This is a genomic window from Micromonospora sp. Mcm103, assembly GCF_024519755.1.
Lineage (GTDB): Bacteria > Actinomycetota > Actinomycetes > Mycobacteriales > Micromonosporaceae > Micromonospora > Micromonospora aurantiaca.
Genome location: NZ_JALJRJ010000020.1, coordinates 20,582 through 40,049, shown reverse-complemented (window position 1 = coordinate 40,049; position 19,468 = coordinate 20,582). Strand labels below are relative to the sequence as shown.

The window sequence follows — 19,468 nt, the reverse complement described above, 5'->3', positions numbered from 1 at the left end:
GGAGGAACGCCGTGACCGAGCCCGCCGACACCCCGGTCGACGCCGACGCCGACGCGCTGCGGACGCTGCTGCGGCACCAGGCCAGCACCGTCACAGTGGTCACCGCCGCCGGTCCGCCCGCGGCCGGGTTCACCGCCACCTCGTTCACCGCGGTGTCGCTGCGACCGCCGATCGTCTCGTTCTGCCTGGACCGGGGGTCGTCGAGCTGGCCGGTGGTGTCCCGGGCCCGGCACGTCGGGGTGCACCTGCTCGGGCACGGCCAGCACGAGCTGGCCCGGACGTTCGCCACCAGCGGGATCGACCGGTTCGCCGAGCCGACCCGCTGGCGGCCCGGCCCGGAAGGGGTGCCGGTCCTCGACGACACACTGGCCTGGCTGCTGTGCCGGGTGGTGGACCGGGTCGTCGTCGGGGACCACGCCGTGGTGCTTGCCGAACCGGAACTGCTCCGGCACGCCGACGTCGGCTCGCCGCTGCTCTACCACCGGGGGCGGTACGCGGGCCTGGCCGACACGACCGACCCCGGCGACCACCGCTCCGCCGCCTGACCGGCCGCCGCTATCGTGGCCGCGTGATCACCTGCGTCGTGCACTACACGATCGACCCCGCGCAGCTCGAGGCGTTCGAGCGTTTCGCCCGTACCTGGATGCGGCTGGTGGCACGGCACGGCGGCGTGCACCACGGCTACTTCCTGCCCGCCGAGGGCGCCAGCGACCGGGCCGAGGCGCTGTTCAGCTTCTCCAGCCTGGCGGCGTACGAGCAGTACCGGGCCCGGTTCGGAGTGGACCCGGAGTTCGTCGCCGCCGACCGGATCCGCGACGAGTCGGGCTGCGTCCTGCGGTACGAGCGCACGTTCATGCGCCCGCTCCTGCCCACCGACTGACACCCCCGGCACGACCGGGGCAGTGGGAGGCGGTCAACCGCTGCGCGGCGCGTCCGGGGCCTGGGCGGCGGCGGCGTAACGGCGGGCCAGGCGGGCGAACGCCTCGCGCAGCTCCGGCGGCCCGACCACCTCGATGTCGGCGTCGTAGCGGCCGAGCACGGCGGCCAGCCCGGGCCACGACCAGGCGCCCAGCACCAGCCGGCAGCGGTCCGGGCCCAGCGCCTCCACGATCCCGTCGCGGGTCCACCCGGACACCACCCGGGCGGGCAGGTCGAGGATCACCTCCCCGCGGCAGGGCCAGTCGCCCGGCCCGGTGGCGCCCTTGAACCGGCCGGCGACGTACGCGGCCACGTCCCCGCCGGGCAGCTCGCGGGGCGTGAACCGGGGGCCGGTGGGCGTACGCGGGCTGATCCGGTCGACCCGGAACGTGCGCCAGTCGTCGCGATCGAGGTCCCAGGCGACGAGGTACCAGCGGCCGCCCCAGGTGACCAGGTGGTGCGGCTGCACCCGGCGCGGCGGCCGGCCCGCGACCGGCGGCGTCGTGGACACCGACTCGTAGTCGAAGCGCAGCTCCTCGCGGGCGTGCACGGCGGCGCTCAACGTCATCAGCAGCGCCGGTTCCACCCGGTGCTGTGCCGGCGTGCCGGCGCGTTGCACGTCGACCACCCGCAGCGCGTCCACCCGGTGCCGCAGCCGCGCCGGCATCACCTGCCGCACCGTGGTCAGCGCCCGCGCGGCCGCCTCCTCGATGCCGGTCACCCCACCGGCGGCGGTCTGCAACGCCACGGTGAGGGCGACCGCCTGCTCGTCGTCGAAGAGCAGCGGCGGCAGCGCCGAGCCGGCGCCCAGCCGGTAGCCGCCGTCCGGCCCCTTGGCGCTCTCGATCGGATAGCCCAGCTCCCGCAGCCGGTCGACGTCGCGGCGCACCGTACGCGGGCTGACCCGCAGCCGTTCGGCGAGCAGCGATCCGGGCCAGTCGCGTCGCGCCTGCAACAGGGACAGCAGGGCGAGCAGTCGGGCGGAGGTCTTCGGCACGACACGCATTCTGCCGCGAGAAGAGGACACTTCCTGACCGCTATGCCTGCGAGGGTGGACCCGTACCCGATCAGGACCGGAAGGAACCGATGACGATGACCGGCACCACCACGACCCCCACCACCCTGGACGCCGAGCGGACCGACCTGCTGGCCGAGCTCGCCGAGGCCCGGAACATGCTGATCAACACGGTCCGTGGCCTGACCGACGAGCAGGCCGGGCAGAAGCCGACCGTCAGCGCGCTCTGCCTGGGCGGCCTGATCAAGCACGTCGCGTCCACCGAGGAGGCGTGGCTGCGGTTCGTGGTCGAGGGCCCCTCGGCGATGTCCTTCGCCATGCCCGAGGGCGTCACCTGGGAGGACTTCATGTCCGGGCAGGCCCGCGAGCTGCCGCAGTGGGCGATCGAGCGGGGACGGGACTTCCAGATGCTGCCCGAGGACACGCTGCCGGCCATCCTCGACCGGTACGCCCGCGTCGCCGCCCGTACCGAGGAGATCGTGGCCGGCGTCGAGGACCTGTCGGCCACCTGGCCGGTCCCGGACGCGCCGTGGAACGAGCCCGGTTCGGTCCGCAGCGTCCGGCGGGTGCTGATCCACGTCATCGCCGAGACCACGCAGCACGCCGGGCACGCGGACATCCTGCGCGAGAGCATCGACGGCCAGACCACCACCTGAGCCGGCCGGAGAACGAAGCCGTGACAGTGCTCGACCGGCGTGCGCTCAACCGGGCGACGCTCGCCCGGCACCTGCTGCTCGACCGCGCCGACCTGCCGGTGGCCGACGCGGTGGCGCACCTGTGCGGGTTGCAGGCCCAGGAGCCGCAGGAGCCGTACGTCGGGCTCTGGTCGCGGCTGCGGGCCTTCGACCCGGCGGTCCTGTCGGACCTGCTGGTGCGCCGCCGCCTGGTGCGTACCCACCTGATGCGCCGCACCGTGCACCTGCTCGCCGCGGACGACGTGCTGGCCTGGCGGTCCCGGCACGACGCGATGCTGCGGCAGCGGGTGCTGGGCGTCTACCGCGGCGAGTTCGACGGGGTCGACCTCGACGAACTCGCCGCGGCGGCCCGGGAGATCCTGGCCGACGGCGAGCCCCGCACCACCGCCGAGATCGTGGGGGCGCTCGCCCCGCGCTGGCCGGAGACTGACCGGCGGGCGCTCGGCGAGATCGTGCTCGCGCTGGTGCCGGCCGTGCAGGCGCCGCCGCGCGGACTGTGGCGGACCACGGCCGGCGTCCGTACCGTCGCTCTGGCCCGGTGGCTGGGCCGCGACGCCGAACCGCCCGGCCCGGACGGCGACGACCCGGCCGGGCGGGCGCTGGTGCGACGGTACCTGGCCGCGTTCGGGCCGGCCGCGTCGGCGGACCTGCGCGCCTGGTGCGGCCTCGCCGGGCTACCGGCGGCGGTGGCCGCGGTCCGCGGGGAGCTGGTGGCCTTCCGGGACGCGCGGGGCCGCACGCTGCTGGACCTGCCGGGCGCGCCCCGGCCCGACCCGGACACCCCCGCGCCGGTACGGTTCCTGCCCGCCTTCGACAACGCCGTGCTCGGCTACCACGACCGCAGCCGGATCATCGACGACGCCCACCGCGACCTCTCCGTGGCCGGGGCCCGGTTCGTGCTCGTCGACGGCCGGGTCGCCGCCACCTGGACGGTCGACGCGGGCGTCGTGGTGGTCACGCCGCTGCGCGCGTTCACCCGCGCCGAGCGCACGGCGGTCACCGCCGAGGGCGGCGCCGTGGCGTCGTTCCTGTCCGAGGGCGACAACCAGGGGGTACGCGTGGCCGCCCGTTGAGCCGCACGTCAGGCGGTCGCCGCCGCCCGGCCCATCCGGGCGACCGCCTCGGTGAGCACGGCGGGGGAGGTGGCGAAGTTGAGCCGCACGAACCCGGCGCCGCCGCTGCCGAAGACGTGCCCGGAGCTGAGCGCCACCCGGGCCCGGTCGAGGAACATCCGCGCCGGACCGGCCATGTCGCTCGCCACGCCCGGTCCGTCGCCCGCCTCGGTGGGTACGCCGAGGCGCCGGCAGTCCAGCCAGGCCAGGTACGTGCCCTCGGGCGGCTGCCACGACACGGTCGGCAGGTGGTCGCTCAGCAGTGACCCGAGCAGCGCCCGGTTCGCGTCGAGGCCGTCGAGCAGCCGGTCCAGCCACGGCCCGCCGGCTCGGAACGCGGCCGTGTGCGCGAGCACCCCGAGGTGGCTGGGGCCGTGACTGACCTCCTCCGGCATCCGGGCCAGGTCGTCCGCCGCGTCCGGCCCGGCGACCGCCAGCGCCGCCTTGAGCCCGGCCAGGTTCCACGCCTTCGACGCGGACACCAGCGCGAACGCGTTCTCCGCACCCGGCACCGTCAGGTACGGGGTGAACCGCGCGCCGGGCAGCGCCAGCGGCGAGTGGATCTCGTCGGCCACCACGCGTACGCCGTGCCGCGCGGCCAGCTCGGCGACGGTGGCCAGCTCGTCGGGCCGGTGCACCACACCGGTCGGGTTGTGCGGGTTGCAGAGCAGGAACGCCGGGCGGTCGCCGATCGCGCGGGCCCGCCGGAACGCCTCCTCCAGCGCGGCCGGATCGAGCCGCAGGTCCGCGCCGAGCGGCGCCTCGAGGACCTGCCGGCCGGCGTTGGCGACGAACGCGTAGAACGGCGGGTAGACCGGGGGAGTGACCACCACCGCGTCACCCGGGCCGGTGACCAGGCGCAGCACCTCGACCGTACCCATCATCACGTCCGGTACGAGCGAGGTCCGGCCGACCGGGAAGTCGGCCCAGCCCCACCGCTGCGCGGCGAACCCGCCGACCGCCTCGGCGTACCCGGTGCCGTACGCGTAGCCGGTGTCGCCCAGCTCGACCGCCCGGCGCAGCGCCTCGGCCACCGGCGGCGCCAGCGGCACGTCCTGCTCGGCGACCCACAGCGGCAGCACGTCCGGCGGGTACAGCCGCCACTTCACGCTGGTGCGCTGCCGGAGCTGGTCGAGCGTGAGCTGGGTGAGCGGGTTGCCGTCGTCGGCGGAAACGACCATGCGGCCCACCCTAGGTTCCTCCTACCATCGCCGGATGACCCACCCGGCGTACCCGCTGCGCACGCCCCGGATGCTCCTGCGGCCGGTCACGCTCGACGACCTCGACGACGTGCACGCCTGGCAGCGCCGCCCGGACGTGGTCCGCTGGATGGCCGGCGCCGCGCCGCGTACCCGGGCGGAGTCCCTGTCGTCGGTGACCGCGATGGCCGGCGAGGACGCGCTGCGCGCGGAGGGCGACTGCCTGACGCTCGCCGTGGTGCGCGACGCGCGGGTGATCGGCGCGGTCGAGCTGGTGTGGCGCAGCGCCGCGGACCGCACCGCCGAGCTGGGCTACGTCTTCCACCCCGACCACGGCGGCCGGGGGCTGGCCACGGAGGCGGCCGGCGCGCTGCTGGACTGGGGTTTCGGCGCGTTCGGGCTGCACCGGGTGATGGCCCGCTGCCACGCGGACAACGCGCCGTCGGCGCGCCTGATGGCCCGGCTCGGCATGCGGCGGGAGGCGCGGCACGTGCGCAGCTACCGGTTCCGGGACGGCTGGGCCGACCAGCTCGTCTACGCGATCCTGGCCGACGAGTGGCGGTCCCGGCCGGTCAGGTCGGGCTGAACGCGCTCAGTCCACCCGCCCCGGCGAGCAGCACGGTCTCCGGGTCGAGGGCGTGCAGGGAGTCGATCCGGCGTAGCGCGGTGGTCCGCTCGTGGACGCCGTCGTCGTCCACGAGCAGGAGGACGCCGGACCGTCGAGCCACCACGTGACTGTCGCCGACCGGCGCGACGCCCTCCGCCGGCGGATCGCCCGGACCCACCCGCCGGTGGACGGCGCCGGTGGTAACATCGACGGCGGTCAGGCCGCCCCGGTTGTCGCGTACCCAGGCGAGGGTGCCCGTGACGGAGGGCGAGTCCGGGGTGAGGTCGGCCTCGGCGCGGAAGAACTCCTCGCCGTCGCCGGATCCGAGGTGGACCCGCCGGATCGTGCGCGGGCCGCACCGGAGCAGCACGTGGTCGTCGTCGACGGTGACGAGGGCCGGGGAGTGGTCGCTGTCCGTCAGCGGCTCGGGCAGGGCGAGCCGGCGCACCTCGTCGCCGCTGCCGGCGTTGAGTATTCGCAGCTCGGACCCTCCATGGGCACCCACCACGACGACGCCACCGGCAACCGCGGGCCGTACCGTGGCCACCCGCGCGGCGGTGGCCCACCGCGTCGTCCCGGTCTCCCGGTCCAGCGCGCGCAGTGCGGTGTAGCCGCGCCACCCGCCCACCAGCACGGTGTCCCCGCCCACCACGAGATGACCGGTGTACGGTGGCACCGCCGTGCGCCACGCCAGCGCTCCGGTGCGCAGGTCGAGGCAGTCCACCTCGTCCCGGTTCTGCGGCAGCGCCCAGCACCGCTCGCCCGCAACGACCACCGCTCGGGGCCAGGTGCCCAGCGGTACGTCCCAGCGCGCGTCGCCGGTCGCGGCGTCCAGCCCGACCAGGCGGGTGGCGCGTTCGTGCGCCACCACGTACCCCGACGTCACCGCGACCGCCTGCGGCCCACGCAGGTGTGACGGCCTGCTCCACCGCACCCGGGCCGGTGGCAGGCGGGTGCGGCCGGTCATGTCGCCTCGCACTCGTCTCCGACCCGGATCTCCCCGGTGGTCAGCGGGACCAGCCGGACGCCGAACCAGGTCTTGCCGTCGTAGCGCCGGTGCCGGGCCAGCGTGCGGATCGGTTCCTTCCCGCGCGCCAGGGTCTCCGGGTCGATGAGCGTCACCGAGCAGCGGTCGCAGCGTTCGGACACCCGGAAGTCGACGGCGCCGATGCGCACCCGCGTCCAGCCGTCCTCGGCGAACGGTCCGAGCGGTCCGTCCAGCACCACAGTCGGCCGGAACCGGGCCATCGCCAGCGGCTCCGGCGCGGGCTCGCCGCGTTCCAGCGCGCCCTCGACGATCCAGTCCCGCAGCCGCCGCAGCGACGGCGCCGTGGCGACCAGCAGCGGTCCGGCGTCGGAGAGGTTCAGCGGATCACCGGGTCCACCGCCGTGTTCGGCAGACATCGGCCGGCGGCGCGGATCGTCCAGCCAGGCCAGCCGTACGGGACGGCCCAGCCGGGCGGAGAGCCAGTCGTGGGCCTCGTCGGCGGCGAGCCGGACCGTGTCCAGCCGGGACACGTCGGTCGGGACCGGCGGGCCGTCGACCGGTTCGGCGACCGTCAGCGACGACCCGTCGCGGGCGGTGAGCGTGATCGACCCGGGGCCGGGCGCGGCGGTCAGGCCGAGCAGCGCCGGCAGGGCGGTCGAGCCCAGTTTGCCGCCGTCCGGGCGCAGCACCAGCCAGCGGCGGTCGTGACGCAGCCCCCACGGCTCGACGTCGGCCCGATCGACGTCCACGCCGCCGAGGGACTTGACCGGATACAGGTGTACCGAGGCGAGCCGCATCACCACGCCGTCAGCCGACCTTCGGGGTGGCGCGGTCGATGATCGCTGTCAGGTCCAGCCCGCCCGGCAGCGTCCCGTACGCCTGCCCGTGGTCGCCGTCGAGCCGGGACGCGCAGAACGCGTCGGCGACCGCCGGGTGGCCGTGGCGCACCAGCAGCGCGCCCTGCAGCACCAGCGCCAGCCGCTCCACCACCCGCCGGGCGCGCAGCTCCAGGTCGGTGTGGTCGGCCAGCTCGTCGCGGACCCGTCGCACCGCCGCGTCCAGCCGGGCGTCCGCGCCGGCCGCGGCGGCCACCTCCGCCTCGTACGCGGCGAGCACCTGCGGTTCCCGGGTGAGCGCGCGCAGCACGTCGAGGGCGGCGACGTTGCCGGAGCCCTCCCAGATCGAGTTCAGCGGCGACTCACGGAACAGCCGCGGCATGCCGGACTCCTCCACGTAGCCGTTGCCGCCCAGGCACTCCAGCGCCTCGGCGGCGTGCCCCGGCCAGCGCTTGCACACCCAGTACTTGCCGACTGCCAAGGCGAGACGCTTGAACGCGGTCTCGCCGTCGTCGCCGCGCGCGGACCGGTCGGTCGCGCCGGCCAGCCGGACCATCAGGACGGTGGCGGCCTCGGACTCCACCGCCAGGTCGGCCAGCACGTTGCGCATCAGCGGCTGGTCGGCCAGGTAGTCGCCGAACGCCCGCCGGTGGGTGGCGTGGTGCACGGCGGTGGTCACGCCGTGGCGCATCCCGGCCGCCGCGCCGATCACGCAGTCCAGCCGGGTCAGGTTGACCATGTCGATGATGGTGCGCACGCCCCGGCCCTCGTCGCCGACGCGCCACGCCACCGCGTGCTCGTACTCGACCTCGGCGGAGGCGTTGGAGCGGTTGCCGAGCTTGTCCTTGAGCCGCATCAGCCGCATCGGGTTACGGGTGCCGTCGGGCAGCACCCGGGGGACCAGGAAGCAGGTGAGGCCGCCGGGCGCCTGGGCGAGGGTGAGGAAAAGGTCGCACATGGGCGCCGAGGTGAACCACTTGTGCCCGACGAGCCGGTAGCTGCCGTCCGGCTCCGGCCGGGCCGTGGTGGTGTTGGCGCGCACGTCCGAGCCGCCCTGCTTCTCGGTCATCGACATGCCGGCGAGCAGGCCGCGCTTGGTCTGCGGCGGGCGCAGCCCGAAGTCGTACTCACGGGTGGTGAGCAGCGGCTCGTAGCGGGCGGCCAGGTCCGGGCTGTGCCGCAGCGCGGGCACGGCCGCGTAGGTCATCGAGATCGGGCAGCCGTGCCCGGCGTCGGGCCGCCACAGGTAGAAGCCGGCCGCGCGGGCCACGTGCGCGCCCGGCCGGTCGTCGGCCCACGGCGCGGCGTGCAGGCCGTGACCGACGGCGGTACGCATCAGCTCGTGCCAGGACGGGTGGAACTCCACCTCGTCGACGCGGTGGCCGTACCGGTCGTGGGTGCGCAGCACCGGCGGGTGCTCGTTGGCGAGCCGGCCGTGCTCGGCGGCCTCCTCGCCACCGGCGAGCCGGCCCAGCTCGTGCAGCCCGGGCAGCGCCCAGCCGGCGCCCTCGCGGGCCACGCCGTCGCACAGCGCCGGGTCGTCGGCGGTGTCGTGGCCGACCATCGGCGGGACCTGGTTGACGACCTCGTGTGTGGTCACGGCGGCAACTCCCAGCGCAGGTGGCGGATCAGATCGGGGCCCGGATTGAACCACCGTTCACTCCGTACCGGCAACACCCGTCGACCAGTCAATTTGGCTGGATTCGTTTGACATCATCCGGCTCGGAGATAAGACTCGCCGAAACTTTCTTTTGTCCGGGAAGTGGCTAGGGGGGCCTGTGTCCAGGAAGAAGCTCGGCGTGCTCGGCGCCGCACTCACACTGACCGTCGGCGTCCTGTCCGGATGCACCGGAGGCGAGGCGGTCGACGTCGGTGGCGGGGGGAACGCCGGCGGCGCCGGTGGTGTCCTCAACGCCGCGATCGGCGGCGAACCCGACCAGCTCGACCCGCACAAGACCTCGGCGTACTACAGCTTCCAGGTGTTGGAGAACGTCTACGACACGCTCGTCGAGCCGGACGCCGACCTGAAGATGGTGCCGTCGCTGGCGACGAAGTGGACCACCAGCGACGACCAGCTCACCTGGACCTTCACGCTGCGCGAGGGTGTGAAGTTCTCCGACGGGTCGCCGCTGACCTCCGAGGACGTCGTCTACTCGTTCGAGCGGATCATCAAGGAGAAGCTGAACAACGCGTACAAGTTCGCCACCGTCAAGTCGGTCACCGGGCCCGATCCGGCCACAGTGGTGGTGACGCTCAGCGCGCCCACGCCGAACCTGCTCGCCAACCTCGGCGGGTTCAAGGGCGTGGCGATCGTGGAGAAGTCAAACGTGGAGTCCGGCGCGGTGAAGACCGCACCGGTCGGCAGCGGCCCGTTCAAGGTGGCCGGCTACACCTCCGGCGACAGCGTCAAGCTGGTCCGCAACGACGCGTACTGGGGGGACAAGCCGAAGCTGGACGGCGTCACGTTCACCTTCGTCAAGGATCCGACGGTGGCGCTGCAGAACCTGCGCAGCGGCCAGGTCCAGTGGACCGACAACCTGCCGCCGCAGCAGGTGAAGTCGTTGCAGGACGGCGACGACCCGGTGGTGAAGTCGGCGGCCTCCACCGACTACTGGTACGTGGCGCTCAACGAGGCCCGCAAGCCGTTCGACAACCCCGAGGTGCGGCGCGCCGTCGGGTACGCGCTGGACCGCGAGGCGATCACCAAGGCGGCCAAGTTCGGGCTGGCCACCGTCAACCAGACCGCCATCCCGAAGGCCAGCGCGTTCTACTACGACTACGCGCCCTACAGCCACGACCCGGGCAAGGCGAAGCAGATGCTCGGCCAGGCCGGCGTCAGCAACCTGACCATGGACCTGATGGTCACCAGCGAGTACCCGGAGACGGTCACCGCCGCGCAGGTCATCGCCGCGCAGCTCAAGGACGTCGGCATCACCGTCAAGATCCGTACGCTGGACTTCGCCCAGTGGCTCGACGAGCAGGCCAAGGGCAACTTCGACGGGTTCATGCTCGGCTGGCTCGGCAACATCGACCCGGACGAGTTCTACTACGCCCAGCACCACAGCGGCGGCACGTTCAACTTCCACAAGTACAAGAACCCGGCGGTGGACAAGCTGCTCGACGACGCCCGTACCCAGACCGACCAGGGCGCCCGCAAGCAGGCGTACGAGCAGGCGGCGAAGCAGATCGTCGACGACGCCAGCTACCTCTACCTCTACAACCCGGACGTGGTGCAGGGCTGGTCGAAGAAGGTCTCCGGCTACGACGTGCGCACCGATCGGGCGATCCGGTTCCGGTCGGTCGCCCTGGCGAAGTGATGGCCCGCTTCGTCCTGCGGCGGGTCCTCCAGTCGGCGGTCGTGCTGGTCGGCGTCACGCTCGTGGTGTTCCTGCTGCTGCAACTGGTGCCGGGTGACCCGGTCCGGGTGGCGCTCGGCACCCGGTTCGACCCGCAGACGTACGAGGCGCTGCGGGAACGCGCCGGCCTCGACCAGCCGCTGCCGGTGCAGTACGCCAGCTACCTCGGGCACGCGCTCACCGGTGACCTGGGGGTCAGCTTCCGCACCGGCCAGCCGGTGAGCCAGATCGTGCTGGAACGGCTGCCCGCCACGCTGTCGCTCGCCGTCACCGCTGTGGTGTTCGCGCTGCTCGTCGCGTTTCCGCTGGGCATCGTCGCGGCGGTACGCAGCGGCTCCGCCGTCGACCATGCCGCCCGCGTGTTCAGCCAGTTCGGCGTCTCCGTGCCGGACTTCTGGATGGGCATCATGGGCATCCTGCTGTTCGCCGGGGTGCTCGGCTGGCTGCCCCCGTCCGGTTACGTGGCGCTGACCGACGACCCCGGCCGGTGGGCCACCCACGTGGCGCTGCCGGCGGTCACCGTCGGCCTGGTCACCGCGTCGATCCTCACCCGGTTCATCCGCTCCTCGGTGCTGGAGGTGCTCTCCGCCGACTACGTGCGGACCGCCGAGGCGAAGGGGCTGCGCAACCGGGTGGTGATCGTGCGGCACGTGTTGCGCAACGCGCTCATCCCGGTGGTCACCGTGGTCGCGGTGCAGCTCGCCAGCCTGCTCGGCGGCGTCATCGTGATCGAGGTGCTGTTCGCCTGGCCCGGTATCGGCCGGCTCACCTTCGACGCCGTGCAGGCCCGCGACTATCCCGTCCTGCAGGGCGCGGTGCTGCTCGTCGCGGCGCTGTTCCTGCTTGTCAACCTGCTGGTGGACATCCTCTACGCCCGCCTCGACCCGAGGATCACGGTCAAGTGAGCGCCACGACCGAGAGCACCGGACGCCGCGTCCTGGACGCGCTGCGCCGCGACCCGCTCGCCGTGGGCGGCACGATCGTGCTCGTGCTGCTCGTCGTGGTCGGTGTGGCCGGCCCGTGGCTCGCCCCGGCCGGAGTGAACGACGTCGACGTGGACCAGATGCTGCGACCGCCCAGCGGCGCGCACCCGTTCGGCACCGACGAGCTGGGCCGTGACGTGCTCAGCCGGGTGCTCGTCGCGGCCCGCGTGTCACTGCAGGTCGGCGCCGTCAGCGTCGGCATCGCGCTGGTCGCCGGGGTGACGCTCGGGCTGTTCGCCGGCTACTACCGGGGCTGGCTGGACAGCGTGCTCATGCGCTGCATGGACGTGCTGTTCGCGTTCCCGGTGCTGCTGCTGGCGGTCGCCATCGTGGCGGTGCTCGGCCCCGGCCTGCTCACCGCCATGGTCGCCATCGGCGTGGTCTACACGCCCATCTTCGCCCGGATCACCCGCGCCGGCGTGCTCTCCGTACGCGAGCAGGTGTTCGTCCGGGCCGCCGTCTCCATCGGCGCGTCCGACCTGCGCATCATGCGCCGGCACGTGCTGCCGAACATCGCCGCGCCGCTGATCGTGCAGACGTCGCTGTCGCTGGCGTTCGCGATCCTCTCCGAGGCCGCGCTGTCCTTCCTCGGCCTCGGCATCCAGCCGCCCGCGCCGGCCTGGGGCCGGATGCTGTTCGACGGGCGCGGCTTCGTCACCGACGCGTGGTGGCTGGGCGTGTTCCCGGGCGCGGCGATCTTCCTCACCGTGCTGGCGTTCAACCTGGTCGGCGACGCGCTGCGCGACGTGCTCGACCCGCGCCAGCTCACCCTGGGCGAGGCCCGCAGGAGCACCCCATGACCGACCGCATGCCGAGCCAGCGCCGGCACCCCACGACCGACTCGACAGTGCTGTCGGTGGACGACCTCACCGTCACCGTCGGCACCCGACGCGGCCCGGTCCGTGCCGTCGCCGGGGTGTCCTGGCAGGTGCGGCAGGGGGAGACGTTCGCACTGGTCGGCGAGTCCGGAAGCGGCAAGAGCATGACCCTGCTCGCCGCCACCGGCCTCGCCCCGCGCGCCGCCACGGTCACCGGCCGGGTGCGGCTGCTCGACCACGAACTGACCGCGCTGCCCGACGACCGCCGCCGCAAGGTCCGCGGCCGGCACGTCGGGTTCGTCTTCCAGGATCCGATGACCTCGCTCAACCCGGTGCTGCCGGTGGGCCGGCAGGTCACCGAGGCGGCCGAGGAACACCTCGGGCTGACCCGCCGCGCCGCCCGCGACCGGGCGGTGGAACTGCTGGAACTGGTCGGCATCCCGTCGGCCGCCCAGCGGGTCGACGCGTACCCGCACCAGTTCTCCGGTGGCATGCGCCAGCGCGTCGCCATCGCGATGGCGCTCGCCTGCGAGCCGGACCTGCTGATCGCCGACGAGCCGACCACTGCGCTCGACGTCACCACGCAGGCGCAGATCATCGAGCTGGTCGCCGACCTGCAGGCGCGGCTGGGCACCGCAGTCGTCTGGGTCACCCACGACCTGGGCGTGGTGGCGGGCATCGCCGACACCGTGGCGGTCATGTACGGGGGACGCATCGTCGAGCAGGGCCCTGTCGACGCGGTGTTCGACACGCCCACCCATCCGTACACCCGGGCGTTGCTGGCGGCCCGGCCGGACCCGTCGCGGCGCGGCGAGGACCTGGTCGCCATTCCCGGCTCGCCGCCGAGCCCGCTGGACCTGCCGCCCGGCTGCGCGTTCTGGCCGCGCTGCCCGGTCCGCGCCGATCCCCGCTGCGAGCACGAGCTGCCCCCGCTGACGCCGGTCGGCGACGGGCACACGGTCCGTACCTTCTACCGTGGAGAGGCCGGATGAGCGCCGACACCCCGGACCTGGTCGCCGAACTGGACGACCTGAAGGTGCACTTCCCGACGCCGGCCGGCACGGTCCGCGCGGTCGACGGCGTCAGCCTCGCGGTACGCCGGGGCGAGACGCTGGGACTCGTCGGCGAGTCGGGCAGCGGCAAGTCCACCGCCGGCCTGGCGCTGCTGCGGCTCGTCGATCCGACCGGCGGGCGGGTCCGGGTGGCGGGCGAGGACGTGACCCGCTGGTCGCGCCGCCGCCTGCGCGCGACCCGCCGCCACGTGGCGATGGTCTTCCAGGATCCGCAGGCGTCGCTGGATCCACGCCGGACGGTCGGTGACAGCATCGCCGAGCCGCTGATCGTGCACCGGCTCGCCAGCTCCGCCGCCGCCCGCCGGGCCCGGATCGCGGAGCTGCTGGACCTGGTCGGCCTGCGCGCCGACACCGCCGGCCGGTATCCGCACGAGCTGTCCGGCGGCCAGCGCCAGCGCGTCGGTGTGGCCCGGGCACTGGCCGGGGAGCCGGACCTGATCGTCCTGGACGAGCCGATCGCCTCGCTGGACCTGAGCGTGCAGGCGCAGATCATGAACCTGCTCCGGCACCTGCAACGCGACCTCGGGCTGACCTACCTGTTCATCGCGCACGACCTGGCCGCCGTCGAGCACATGAGCGACCGGATCGCGGTGATGTACCTGGGCCGCATCGTCGAGACCGGCCCACCCGAGCGGATCTACCGGCACCCGGCGCACCCCTACACGGCGGCGCTGCTGTCCGCGGTGCCGGTCGCCGACCCCCGGGTCGAGCGGGAGCGCCGCCGGATCGTGCTGACCGGCGACATCCCCAGCCCGGTGGACCCGCCGAGCGGTTGCCGCTTCCGTACCCGATGCCCCCAGGCCCGCCCCTCGTGCGCCGAGACCGATCCGGCGCTCGCCGAGGTCGGCCCGGGCCACGACGCGGCGTGCCTGTTCCCGCTCGACGGCGAGCGCGACGGCGGCCCGGGGGAGGAGGGCGCGACGACGCGCGCGGACGCCGCCGGCACGGCGTAGGCTCACCGCCGATGACGTTCACCACCCGGCCGACGCTGCGCGGCACGTTCGGCATGGTCTCGTCCACGCACTGGCTGGCCAGCCAGTCCGCGATGGGTGTGCTGGAACGCGGCGGCAACGCCTTCGACGCCGCTGTCGCCGCCGGGTTCGTGCTGCACGTCGTGGAGCCGCACCTCAACGGCCCGGCCGGTGAGGTGCCCGCGATCCTCGCCACCGCGACCGACCCCACCCCGCGGGTGCTCTGCGGCCAGGGCCCCGCGCCGGCGGCCGCGACTGTGGCGCACTTCCGGTCGCTCGGCCTGGACCTCGTGCCGGGCGCCGGCCCGCTCGCCGCGGTCGTGCCGGGCGCCGTCGACGCCTGGCTGTTGCTGCTGCGCGACCACGGCACCCGCACGCTCGCCGAGGTGCTGGAACCGGCGATCGGCTACGCCGCCGCCGGCCACCCGCTGGTCGGCGCCGCCGGGCAGACCGTCGCGCGGGTCCGGTCACTGTTCACCGACGACTGGCCGACCTCCGCGCGGCTCTGGCTCCGCGACGGCCGCCCGCCAGCGCCGGGGGAGATGGTCACCAACCCGGCGTACGCGGACACGCTGCGCCGCCTCGTCGACGCGGGACGGGCCGCCGGTCCGGACCGCCAGGCGCAGATCGAGGCGGCCCGGCGCGCCTGGCGGGAGGGTTTCGTCGCCGAGGCGATCGACGCGTTCAGCCGGCTGCCGTTCCGCGACTCCAGCGGGCGTGCGCACGCCGGGCTGGTCACCGGCGACGACCTGGCCGGATGGTCGGCCACCTGGGAGGAACCGGTCACGCTGGACTGGCACGGGCACACGATCGCCAAGACCGGCTTCTGGGGCCAGGGCCCGGTGCTGCTCCAGACGCTCTCCATCCTGGACGCGCTCGACGACCCGCGTGTCCACGACCCGTCGAGCCTGGAGGGCATCCACGCGCAGGCCGAGGCGCTGAAGCTCGCGTTCGCCGATCGGGAGGCGTGGTACGGCGACACTGATGTTCCGGCCTCCGCGCTGCTGTCGGCCGAGTACGCCAGTGCGCGGGCCGCGCTGGTCGGCGACCGTGCCGACACGACGCTGCGCCCCGGCAGCCCGGCGGGCGAGCCGCCTCGGCTCCCGTCCCACCTGCGTGCCGACGCGGGTCGCGGGGCCGTCCCGCAGGATCCGAGCACCGGCGAACCCACGGTACGGGCGGACGGCGTGACCCGCGGCGACACCTGCCACGTCGACGTGGTGGACCGGTGGGGCAACATCATCTCCGCCACGCCCAGCGGCGGCTGGCTGCAGAGCTCACCCACCATTCCGGAGCTGGGCTTCCCGCTCGGCAGCCGGTTGCAGATGTGCTGGCTGGAGGAGGGGCTCGCCTCCACGCTGCGGCCGGGGCGTCGTCCGCGTACGACGCTCAGCCCGACGCTCGTGCTCCGCGACGGCGAGCCGGTGATGGCCTGCGGCACGCCCGGCGGCGACCAGCAGGACCAGTGGCAGCTGCTGTTCCTGCTGCGGCACCTGGCCGGCGGGCAGGAGTTGCAGGAGGCGATCGACGCCCCGACGTGGCACACCGCGAGTTTCCCGGCGTCGTTCTATCCGCGCGAGGTCGAGCCGGGCGTGCTGGTGCTGGAGGACCGGATCGACGCCGACGTGCTGTCCGGCCTGCGCGCCAGGGGCCACACCGTACGCCTGTCCGACCCGTGGAGCCTGGGCCGCATGTGCGCGGTGACCCACGACCCGCGTACCGGGGTCCTGTCCGCCGCGGCGAATCCCCGAGGCGCCCAGGGCTACGCCACAGGCCGCTGACCGACCCTCCCGCCCTCTCTCCCCGTCGATCTTGCACTTGCTGCCCGGGCATAGTCGGCATAACGGGCGCGAGTCGGGCCGAAAGTGCAAGATCAACGAGGGCCGGGACGGGGCGGGGGGAGAGGGCAGGGTTCGTCAGGTGTCGATGCGGGTGATGTTGCGGATCTTGTTGGCGGCGTCCAGGGCGGCCACCTTGTACGCCTCGGCAAGCGTCGGGTAGTTGAAGACGGCGTCCAACAGGTAGTCGACGGTGCCGCCGCAGCCCATCACGGCCTGCCCGATGTGGACGATCTCGGTGGCGCCGGTGCCGAACACGTGCACCCCGAGCAGCCTCCCGTCCTCGGGTGAGACCAGCAGCTTCAGCATCCCGTACGAGTCGCCGACGATCTGGCCCCGGGCCAGCTCCCGGTAGCGGGCGATGCCCACCTCGAACGGGACGGACGCATCCGTCAGCTCCTCCTCGGTCTTCCCGACGAAGCTGATCTCCGGAATGGTGTAGATGCCGATCGGTTGCAGGTCCGACATGCCGCGCGCCGGTTCGCCGCACGCGTGCTGGGCGGCCAGGCGGCCCTGTTCCATCGAGGTGGACGCCAGCGCGGGGAAGCCGATCACGTCACCGACGGCGTAGATGTTCTCGACGGCGGTGCGGTAGTCGGCGTCGACGGTGATCCGGCCCCGGTGGTCGGCGGTGAGCCCGGCCGCCTCCAGCGCGAGGTCGTCGGTCTGCCCCTGCCGGCCGGCGGAGTACATCACCGTGTCGGCGGCGATCTTCTTGCCGCTGCGCAGGACGCAGAGCGCGGCGCTGCGGTGCTTCTCCACGGCGGCCACCTCCTCGCCGAAGCGGAAGGTCACCGACAGGTCCCGCAGGTGGTACTTCAGGGATTCGACGATCTCCTCGTCGCAGAAGTCGAGCATCCGCGGGCGGCGCTCGACCACTGTCACCTTGGTGCCGAGCGCGGCGAACAGGGACGCGTACTCCATGCCGATCACCCCGGCGCCGACGACGACCATGCTGCGCGGGACGGCCTGGAGGTTGATGACGCCGTCGGAGTCGACGATGGTCCGGTCGTCGAAGTCGACGCTGTCCGGGCGGGCCGGGCGGGTGCCGGCGGCGATGACCGCCTTGTCGAAGCTGACCCGGGTCTCCCGGCCGGAGCCGGCGTCCACCCAGACGGAGTGGGCGTCGGCGAACCGGCCGGTGCCGGTGATCAGCGAGACCTTGTTGCGGGCCAGCTGGTTGCGGATGACGTCGGTCTGCCGGGTGATCACGTGCTGGGTGCGGGCGGCCAGGTCGGCGACGGTGATGTCCTCCTTGACCCGGTAGCTGCTGCCGTAGAGGTCGCGCTGGCTGAGCCCGGTCAGGTAGAGGACCGCCTCGCGCAACGTCTTGGACGGCACGGTGCCGGTGTTTATGCACACCCCGCCGAGCATGTCGCGGCGGTCCACGATCGCGACGCGGCGGCCCAGCTTCGCCGCGGCGATCGCCGCCTTCTGTCCACTCGGTCCGGAGCCCAGCACCAGCAGGTCGTAGTCATACACGAGCGCCAGCCTCGCAGGGTCTCGCAACCGGTGCCAGCCGAGACGCCCCCACGAAGATCGAAAACTGCCGTAGGGTGCGCTGATGCGCCGCCCCGTAACCCTGATCATGGTCCTCGGACCGCTGCTCGTCGCCGGGTGCACCACCACTCCCGCCACCCCGGCCGCGACCCCCTCCGCCTCCACTCCGCCGAGCCCGACCGCGCCCGCCGTCGACTACGCCGCCTGGCAGGCGGGGCGGTCGACGCCGGTGGCCGACCCGGTCTATCCGGCCCGGGGCACCGACGCGCTGGACGTCCTGCACTACGACCTCGCGCTGGAGTGGGCGCCGTCGACCACCACCCTCACCGGCACCGCCACGCTGCGGATCCGGCCGGTGAAGGACGCGCCGAACGTGGTTCTCGACTTCATGCCCTACCAGCTCGACAGCGTCACGCTGGACGGCGCGACGGTTCCGGGCGCGGTGGCGAAGGAGAAGCTGACCGTGTCCGCCCCGGTGGTGGCGGACGAGCCGGTGACCCTGGTGGTCACCTACCACGGCCGGCCGAAGACGACCCCGATGCCGTCGCACCGCAAGGACACCGAGGCCCTGGGTCTCACCGTCACCAAGGAGGGCGGCCTCTGGACCATGCAGGAGCCGTTCGGGGCGTTCACCTGGTACCCGGCGAACGACCAGCCGTCGGACGAGGCCCTCTACGACATCCGGGTGACAGTGCCGGCAGGCTGGTCCGCGATCGCCGGCGGCACGCCCGCCGGTCAGTCCGGCACCACGTTCAGCTACCGGAGCACCGACCCGGTCGCGACCTACCTGACCACGCTCGCGGTGGGGAAGTACCAGAAGCTGACCGCGGCGGGGCCGCGCGGCGTGCCGCTGACCTACTGGTACCGCAAGGGCGCGGACGACAAGCTGCTGCCGTACCTGAAGAAGTCCCCGCAGTACCTGGCCTGGCTGGAGAAGAAGTTCGGCCCGTACCCGTTCCCCTCCGGCGGCGTCGTGGTGGTGGACTCGGCGTCGGGCATGGAGACCCAGCAGATGATCACAATGGGCCGGAAGATCGAGAACACCGCGGCCCGCCGGGACCGCTGGGGCAGCGACCTGCTGCACGAGTACGCCCACCAGTGGTTCGGCAACTCGGTCACGCCCACCACCTGGACGGACCTGTGGCTGAACGAGGGCTGGGCGACGTACATCCAGGACCTGTACACCAAGGAGACGCTGAAGCTCAGCGAGGCCAGCCTGGACCGGTACCTGCGCGAGGGTGACGCCGTCCTGCGCAAGAAGCTGGGCCCGCCCGGCCGGCCCGACCCGAAGCGGTTCGCCGAGGGGAACGTCTACCTGTGTCCGGCGGCGATGCTGCGCGAGATCCACCGGACGGTCGGCGACAAGGCGTTCTTCGCGCTGGCCCGCGCCTGGGTCCAGGAGCAGCGCAACACGCCGCAGGACCGGGCCTCGTTCATCGCCTTCGTCAACAAGCAGACCGGCCGGGACTTCACCGCGCTGATCAACGCCTGGCTGGACTCCCCGACCACACCGAAGAAGATCACCCCGAAGAAGATCGGCTGACCCGCCGCGGGGCCCC

The 19,468-nt window shown here is 73.5% G+C and carries 18 protein-coding genes; 12 read left to right on the top strand and 6 right to left on the bottom strand.

The genetic code is table 11. From position 1 onward, the window contains the following. Nucleotides 1-11 precede the first annotated feature (11 nt). Together OC439_RS23030 and OC439_RS23025 are read left to right on the top strand one after the other, a co-directional pair. A complete protein-coding gene (locus OC439_RS23030; protein ID WP_262015245.1) occupies nt 12-545 on the top strand; it encodes a flavin reductase family protein in 534 nt (177 codons plus the stop codon). Nucleotides 546-568: 23 nt separating this feature from the next. Then, complete coding sequence (locus tag OC439_RS23025; protein ID WP_262015244.1) at nt 569-880, top strand: NIPSNAP family protein; 312 nt, start codon at nt 569-571, stop codon at nt 878-880. Nucleotides 881-913: 33 nt separating this feature from the next. On the opposite strand, the gene OC439_RS23020 is transcribed toward OC439_RS23025, so the two are convergent. Continuing rightward, nucleotides 914-1,924: a WYL domain-containing protein gene (locus tag OC439_RS23020; RefSeq protein WP_262015243.1), complete on the bottom strand. Its 1,011-nt coding sequence runs from the start codon at nt 1,922-1,924 to the stop codon at nt 914-916. Nucleotides 1,925-2,010: 86 nt separating this feature from the next. Between OC439_RS23020 and OC439_RS23015 the strand changes: the two genes are divergently transcribed. Further along, nucleotides 2,011-2,589 (top strand): DinB family protein, encoded by a 579-nt coding sequence (locus tag OC439_RS23015; RefSeq protein ID WP_262015242.1) that lies wholly within the window; start codon nt 2,011-2,013, stop codon nt 2,587-2,589. Between the two features lie 20 nt (nt 2,590-2,609). After that, nucleotides 2,610-3,701 (top strand): winged helix DNA-binding domain-containing protein, encoded by a 1,092-nt coding sequence (locus OC439_RS23010; RefSeq protein ID WP_262015241.1) that lies wholly within the window; start codon nt 2,610-2,612, stop codon nt 3,699-3,701. Between the two features lie 8 nt (nt 3,702-3,709). Here OC439_RS23010 and OC439_RS23005 read toward each other — a convergent pair whose 3' ends face one another. Next, nucleotides 3,710-4,921 (bottom strand): MalY/PatB family protein, encoded by a 1,212-nt coding sequence (locus OC439_RS23005; RefSeq protein WP_262015240.1) that lies wholly within the window; start codon nt 4,919-4,921, stop codon nt 3,710-3,712. A gap of 34 nt (nt 4,922-4,955) precedes the next feature. On the opposite strand from OC439_RS23005, the gene OC439_RS23000 reads away from it, so the two are divergent. Beyond that, the gene (locus OC439_RS23000) at nt 4,956-5,525 is read left to right on the top strand and encodes a GNAT family N-acetyltransferase (RefSeq protein WP_262015239.1); all 570 of its coding nucleotides are present in this window, start codon (nt 4,956-4,958) and stop codon (nt 5,523-5,525) included. Here the strand turns inward: OC439_RS23000 and OC439_RS22995 are convergent. Genes OC439_RS22995 through OC439_RS22985 form a run of 3 tightly spaced genes read right to left on the bottom strand, consistent with a single transcriptional unit; the run spans nt 5,512 to nt 8,970 of the window. After that, complete coding sequence (locus OC439_RS22995; protein ID WP_262015238.1) at nt 5,512-6,513, bottom strand: PQQ-like beta-propeller repeat protein; 1,002 nt, start codon at nt 6,511-6,513, stop codon at nt 5,512-5,514. The two genes, OC439_RS23000 and OC439_RS22995, sit on opposite strands and share 14 nt — an antisense overlap. After that, complete coding sequence (locus tag OC439_RS22990; RefSeq protein ID WP_262015324.1) at nt 6,510-7,331, bottom strand: MOSC domain-containing protein; 822 nt, start codon at nt 7,329-7,331, stop codon at nt 6,510-6,512. Before OC439_RS22990 ends, OC439_RS22995 begins: the two co-directional genes overlap by 4 nt. Nucleotides 7,332-7,341: 10 nt before the next feature. Next, nucleotides 7,342-8,970, bottom strand: a complete 1,629-nt coding sequence (locus tag OC439_RS22985; protein ID WP_262015237.1) for an isovaleryl-CoA dehydrogenase — start codon at nt 8,968-8,970, stop codon at nt 7,342-7,344. A gap of 178 nt (nt 8,971-9,148) precedes the next feature. Here OC439_RS22985 and OC439_RS22980 point away from each other — a divergent pair, with 178 nt between their 5' ends. Genes OC439_RS22980 through OC439_RS22955 form a run of 6 tightly spaced genes read left to right on the top strand, consistent with a single transcriptional unit; the run spans nt 9,149 to nt 16,352 of the window. Next, nucleotides 9,149-10,687 (top strand): ABC transporter substrate-binding protein, encoded by a 1,539-nt coding sequence (locus OC439_RS22980; RefSeq protein WP_262015236.1) that lies wholly within the window; start codon nt 9,149-9,151, stop codon nt 10,685-10,687. Continuing rightward, on the top strand, nt 10,687-11,631 hold the full coding sequence (locus tag OC439_RS22975; protein ID WP_013476859.1) for an ABC transporter permease: 945 nt from the start codon (nt 10,687-10,689) through the stop codon (nt 11,629-11,631). The genes OC439_RS22980 and OC439_RS22975 overlap by 1 nt, the downstream gene beginning before the upstream one ends. Further along, complete coding sequence (locus OC439_RS22970; RefSeq protein WP_013476858.1) at nt 11,628-12,509, top strand: ABC transporter permease; 882 nt, start codon at nt 11,628-11,630, stop codon at nt 12,507-12,509. The genes OC439_RS22975 and OC439_RS22970 overlap by 4 nt, the downstream gene beginning before the upstream one ends. Next, nucleotides 12,506-13,519, top strand: a complete 1,014-nt coding sequence (locus OC439_RS22965) for an ABC transporter ATP-binding protein (RefSeq protein WP_262015235.1) — start codon at nt 12,506-12,508, stop codon at nt 13,517-13,519. Before OC439_RS22970 ends, OC439_RS22965 begins: the two co-directional genes overlap by 4 nt. Beyond that, the gene (locus tag OC439_RS22960; RefSeq protein ID WP_262015234.1) at nt 13,516-14,553 is read left to right on the top strand and encodes an ABC transporter ATP-binding protein; all 1,038 of its coding nucleotides are present in this window, start codon (nt 13,516-13,518) and stop codon (nt 14,551-14,553) included. Before OC439_RS22965 ends, OC439_RS22960 begins: the two co-directional genes overlap by 4 nt. 11 nt (nt 14,554-14,564) lie before the next feature. Beyond that, the gene (locus OC439_RS22955) at nt 14,565-16,352 is read left to right on the top strand and encodes a gamma-glutamyltransferase family protein (protein ID WP_262015233.1); all 1,788 of its coding nucleotides are present in this window, start codon (nt 14,565-14,567) and stop codon (nt 16,350-16,352) included. Between the two features lie 135 nt (nt 16,353-16,487). Here OC439_RS22955 and sthA read toward each other — a convergent pair whose 3' ends face one another. Continuing rightward, nucleotides 16,488-17,891 (bottom strand): Si-specific NAD(P)(+) transhydrogenase, encoded by a 1,404-nt coding sequence (gene sthA / locus OC439_RS22950; RefSeq protein ID WP_262015232.1) that lies wholly within the window; start codon nt 17,889-17,891, stop codon nt 16,488-16,490. An 82-nt stretch (nt 17,892-17,973) separates the two neighbouring features. On the opposite strand from sthA, the gene OC439_RS22945 reads away from it, so the two are divergent. Next, the gene (locus OC439_RS22945; RefSeq protein WP_262015231.1) at nt 17,974-19,452 is read left to right on the top strand and encodes a M1 family metallopeptidase; all 1,479 of its coding nucleotides are present in this window, start codon (nt 17,974-17,976) and stop codon (nt 19,450-19,452) included. The last annotated feature ends 16 nt before the right edge of the window (nt 19,453-19,468 follow it).

Coding starts and splice junctions, on each gene's coding strand:
- OC439_RS23000 (WP_262015239.1), top strand. CDS start 4,956: ATGACCCACCCGGCGTACCCGCTGCGCACGCCCCGGATGCTCCTGCGG.
- OC439_RS22960 (WP_262015234.1), top strand. CDS start 13,516: ATGAGCGCCGACACCCCGGACCTGGTCGCCGAACTGGACGACCTGAAG.
- OC439_RS22990 (WP_262015324.1), bottom strand. CDS start 7,331: ATGCGGCTCGCCTCGGTACACCTGTATCCGGTCAAGTCCCTCGGCGGC.
- OC439_RS22975 (WP_013476859.1), top strand. CDS start 10,687: ATGGCCCGCTTCGTCCTGCGGCGGGTCCTCCAGTCGGCGGTCGTGCTG.
- OC439_RS22945 (WP_262015231.1), top strand. CDS start 17,974: ATGCGCCGCCCCGTAACCCTGATCATGGTCCTCGGACCGCTGCTCGTC.
- OC439_RS23005 (WP_262015240.1), bottom strand. CDS start 4,921: ATGGTCGTTTCCGCCGACGACGGCAACCCGCTCACCCAGCTCACGCTC.
- OC439_RS22965 (WP_262015235.1), top strand. CDS start 12,506: ATGACCGACCGCATGCCGAGCCAGCGCCGGCACCCCACGACCGACTCG.
- OC439_RS23015 (WP_262015242.1), top strand. CDS start 2,011: ATGACCGGCACCACCACGACCCCCACCACCCTGGACGCCGAGCGGACC.
- OC439_RS23020 (WP_262015243.1), bottom strand. CDS start 1,924: ATGCGTGTCGTGCCGAAGACCTCCGCCCGACTGCTCGCCCTGCTGTCC.
- OC439_RS22955 (WP_262015233.1), top strand. CDS start 14,565: ATGACGTTCACCACCCGGCCGACGCTGCGCGGCACGTTCGGCATGGTC.
- OC439_RS22995 (WP_262015238.1), bottom strand. CDS start 6,513: ATGACCGGCCGCACCCGCCTGCCACCGGCCCGGGTGCGGTGGAGCAGG.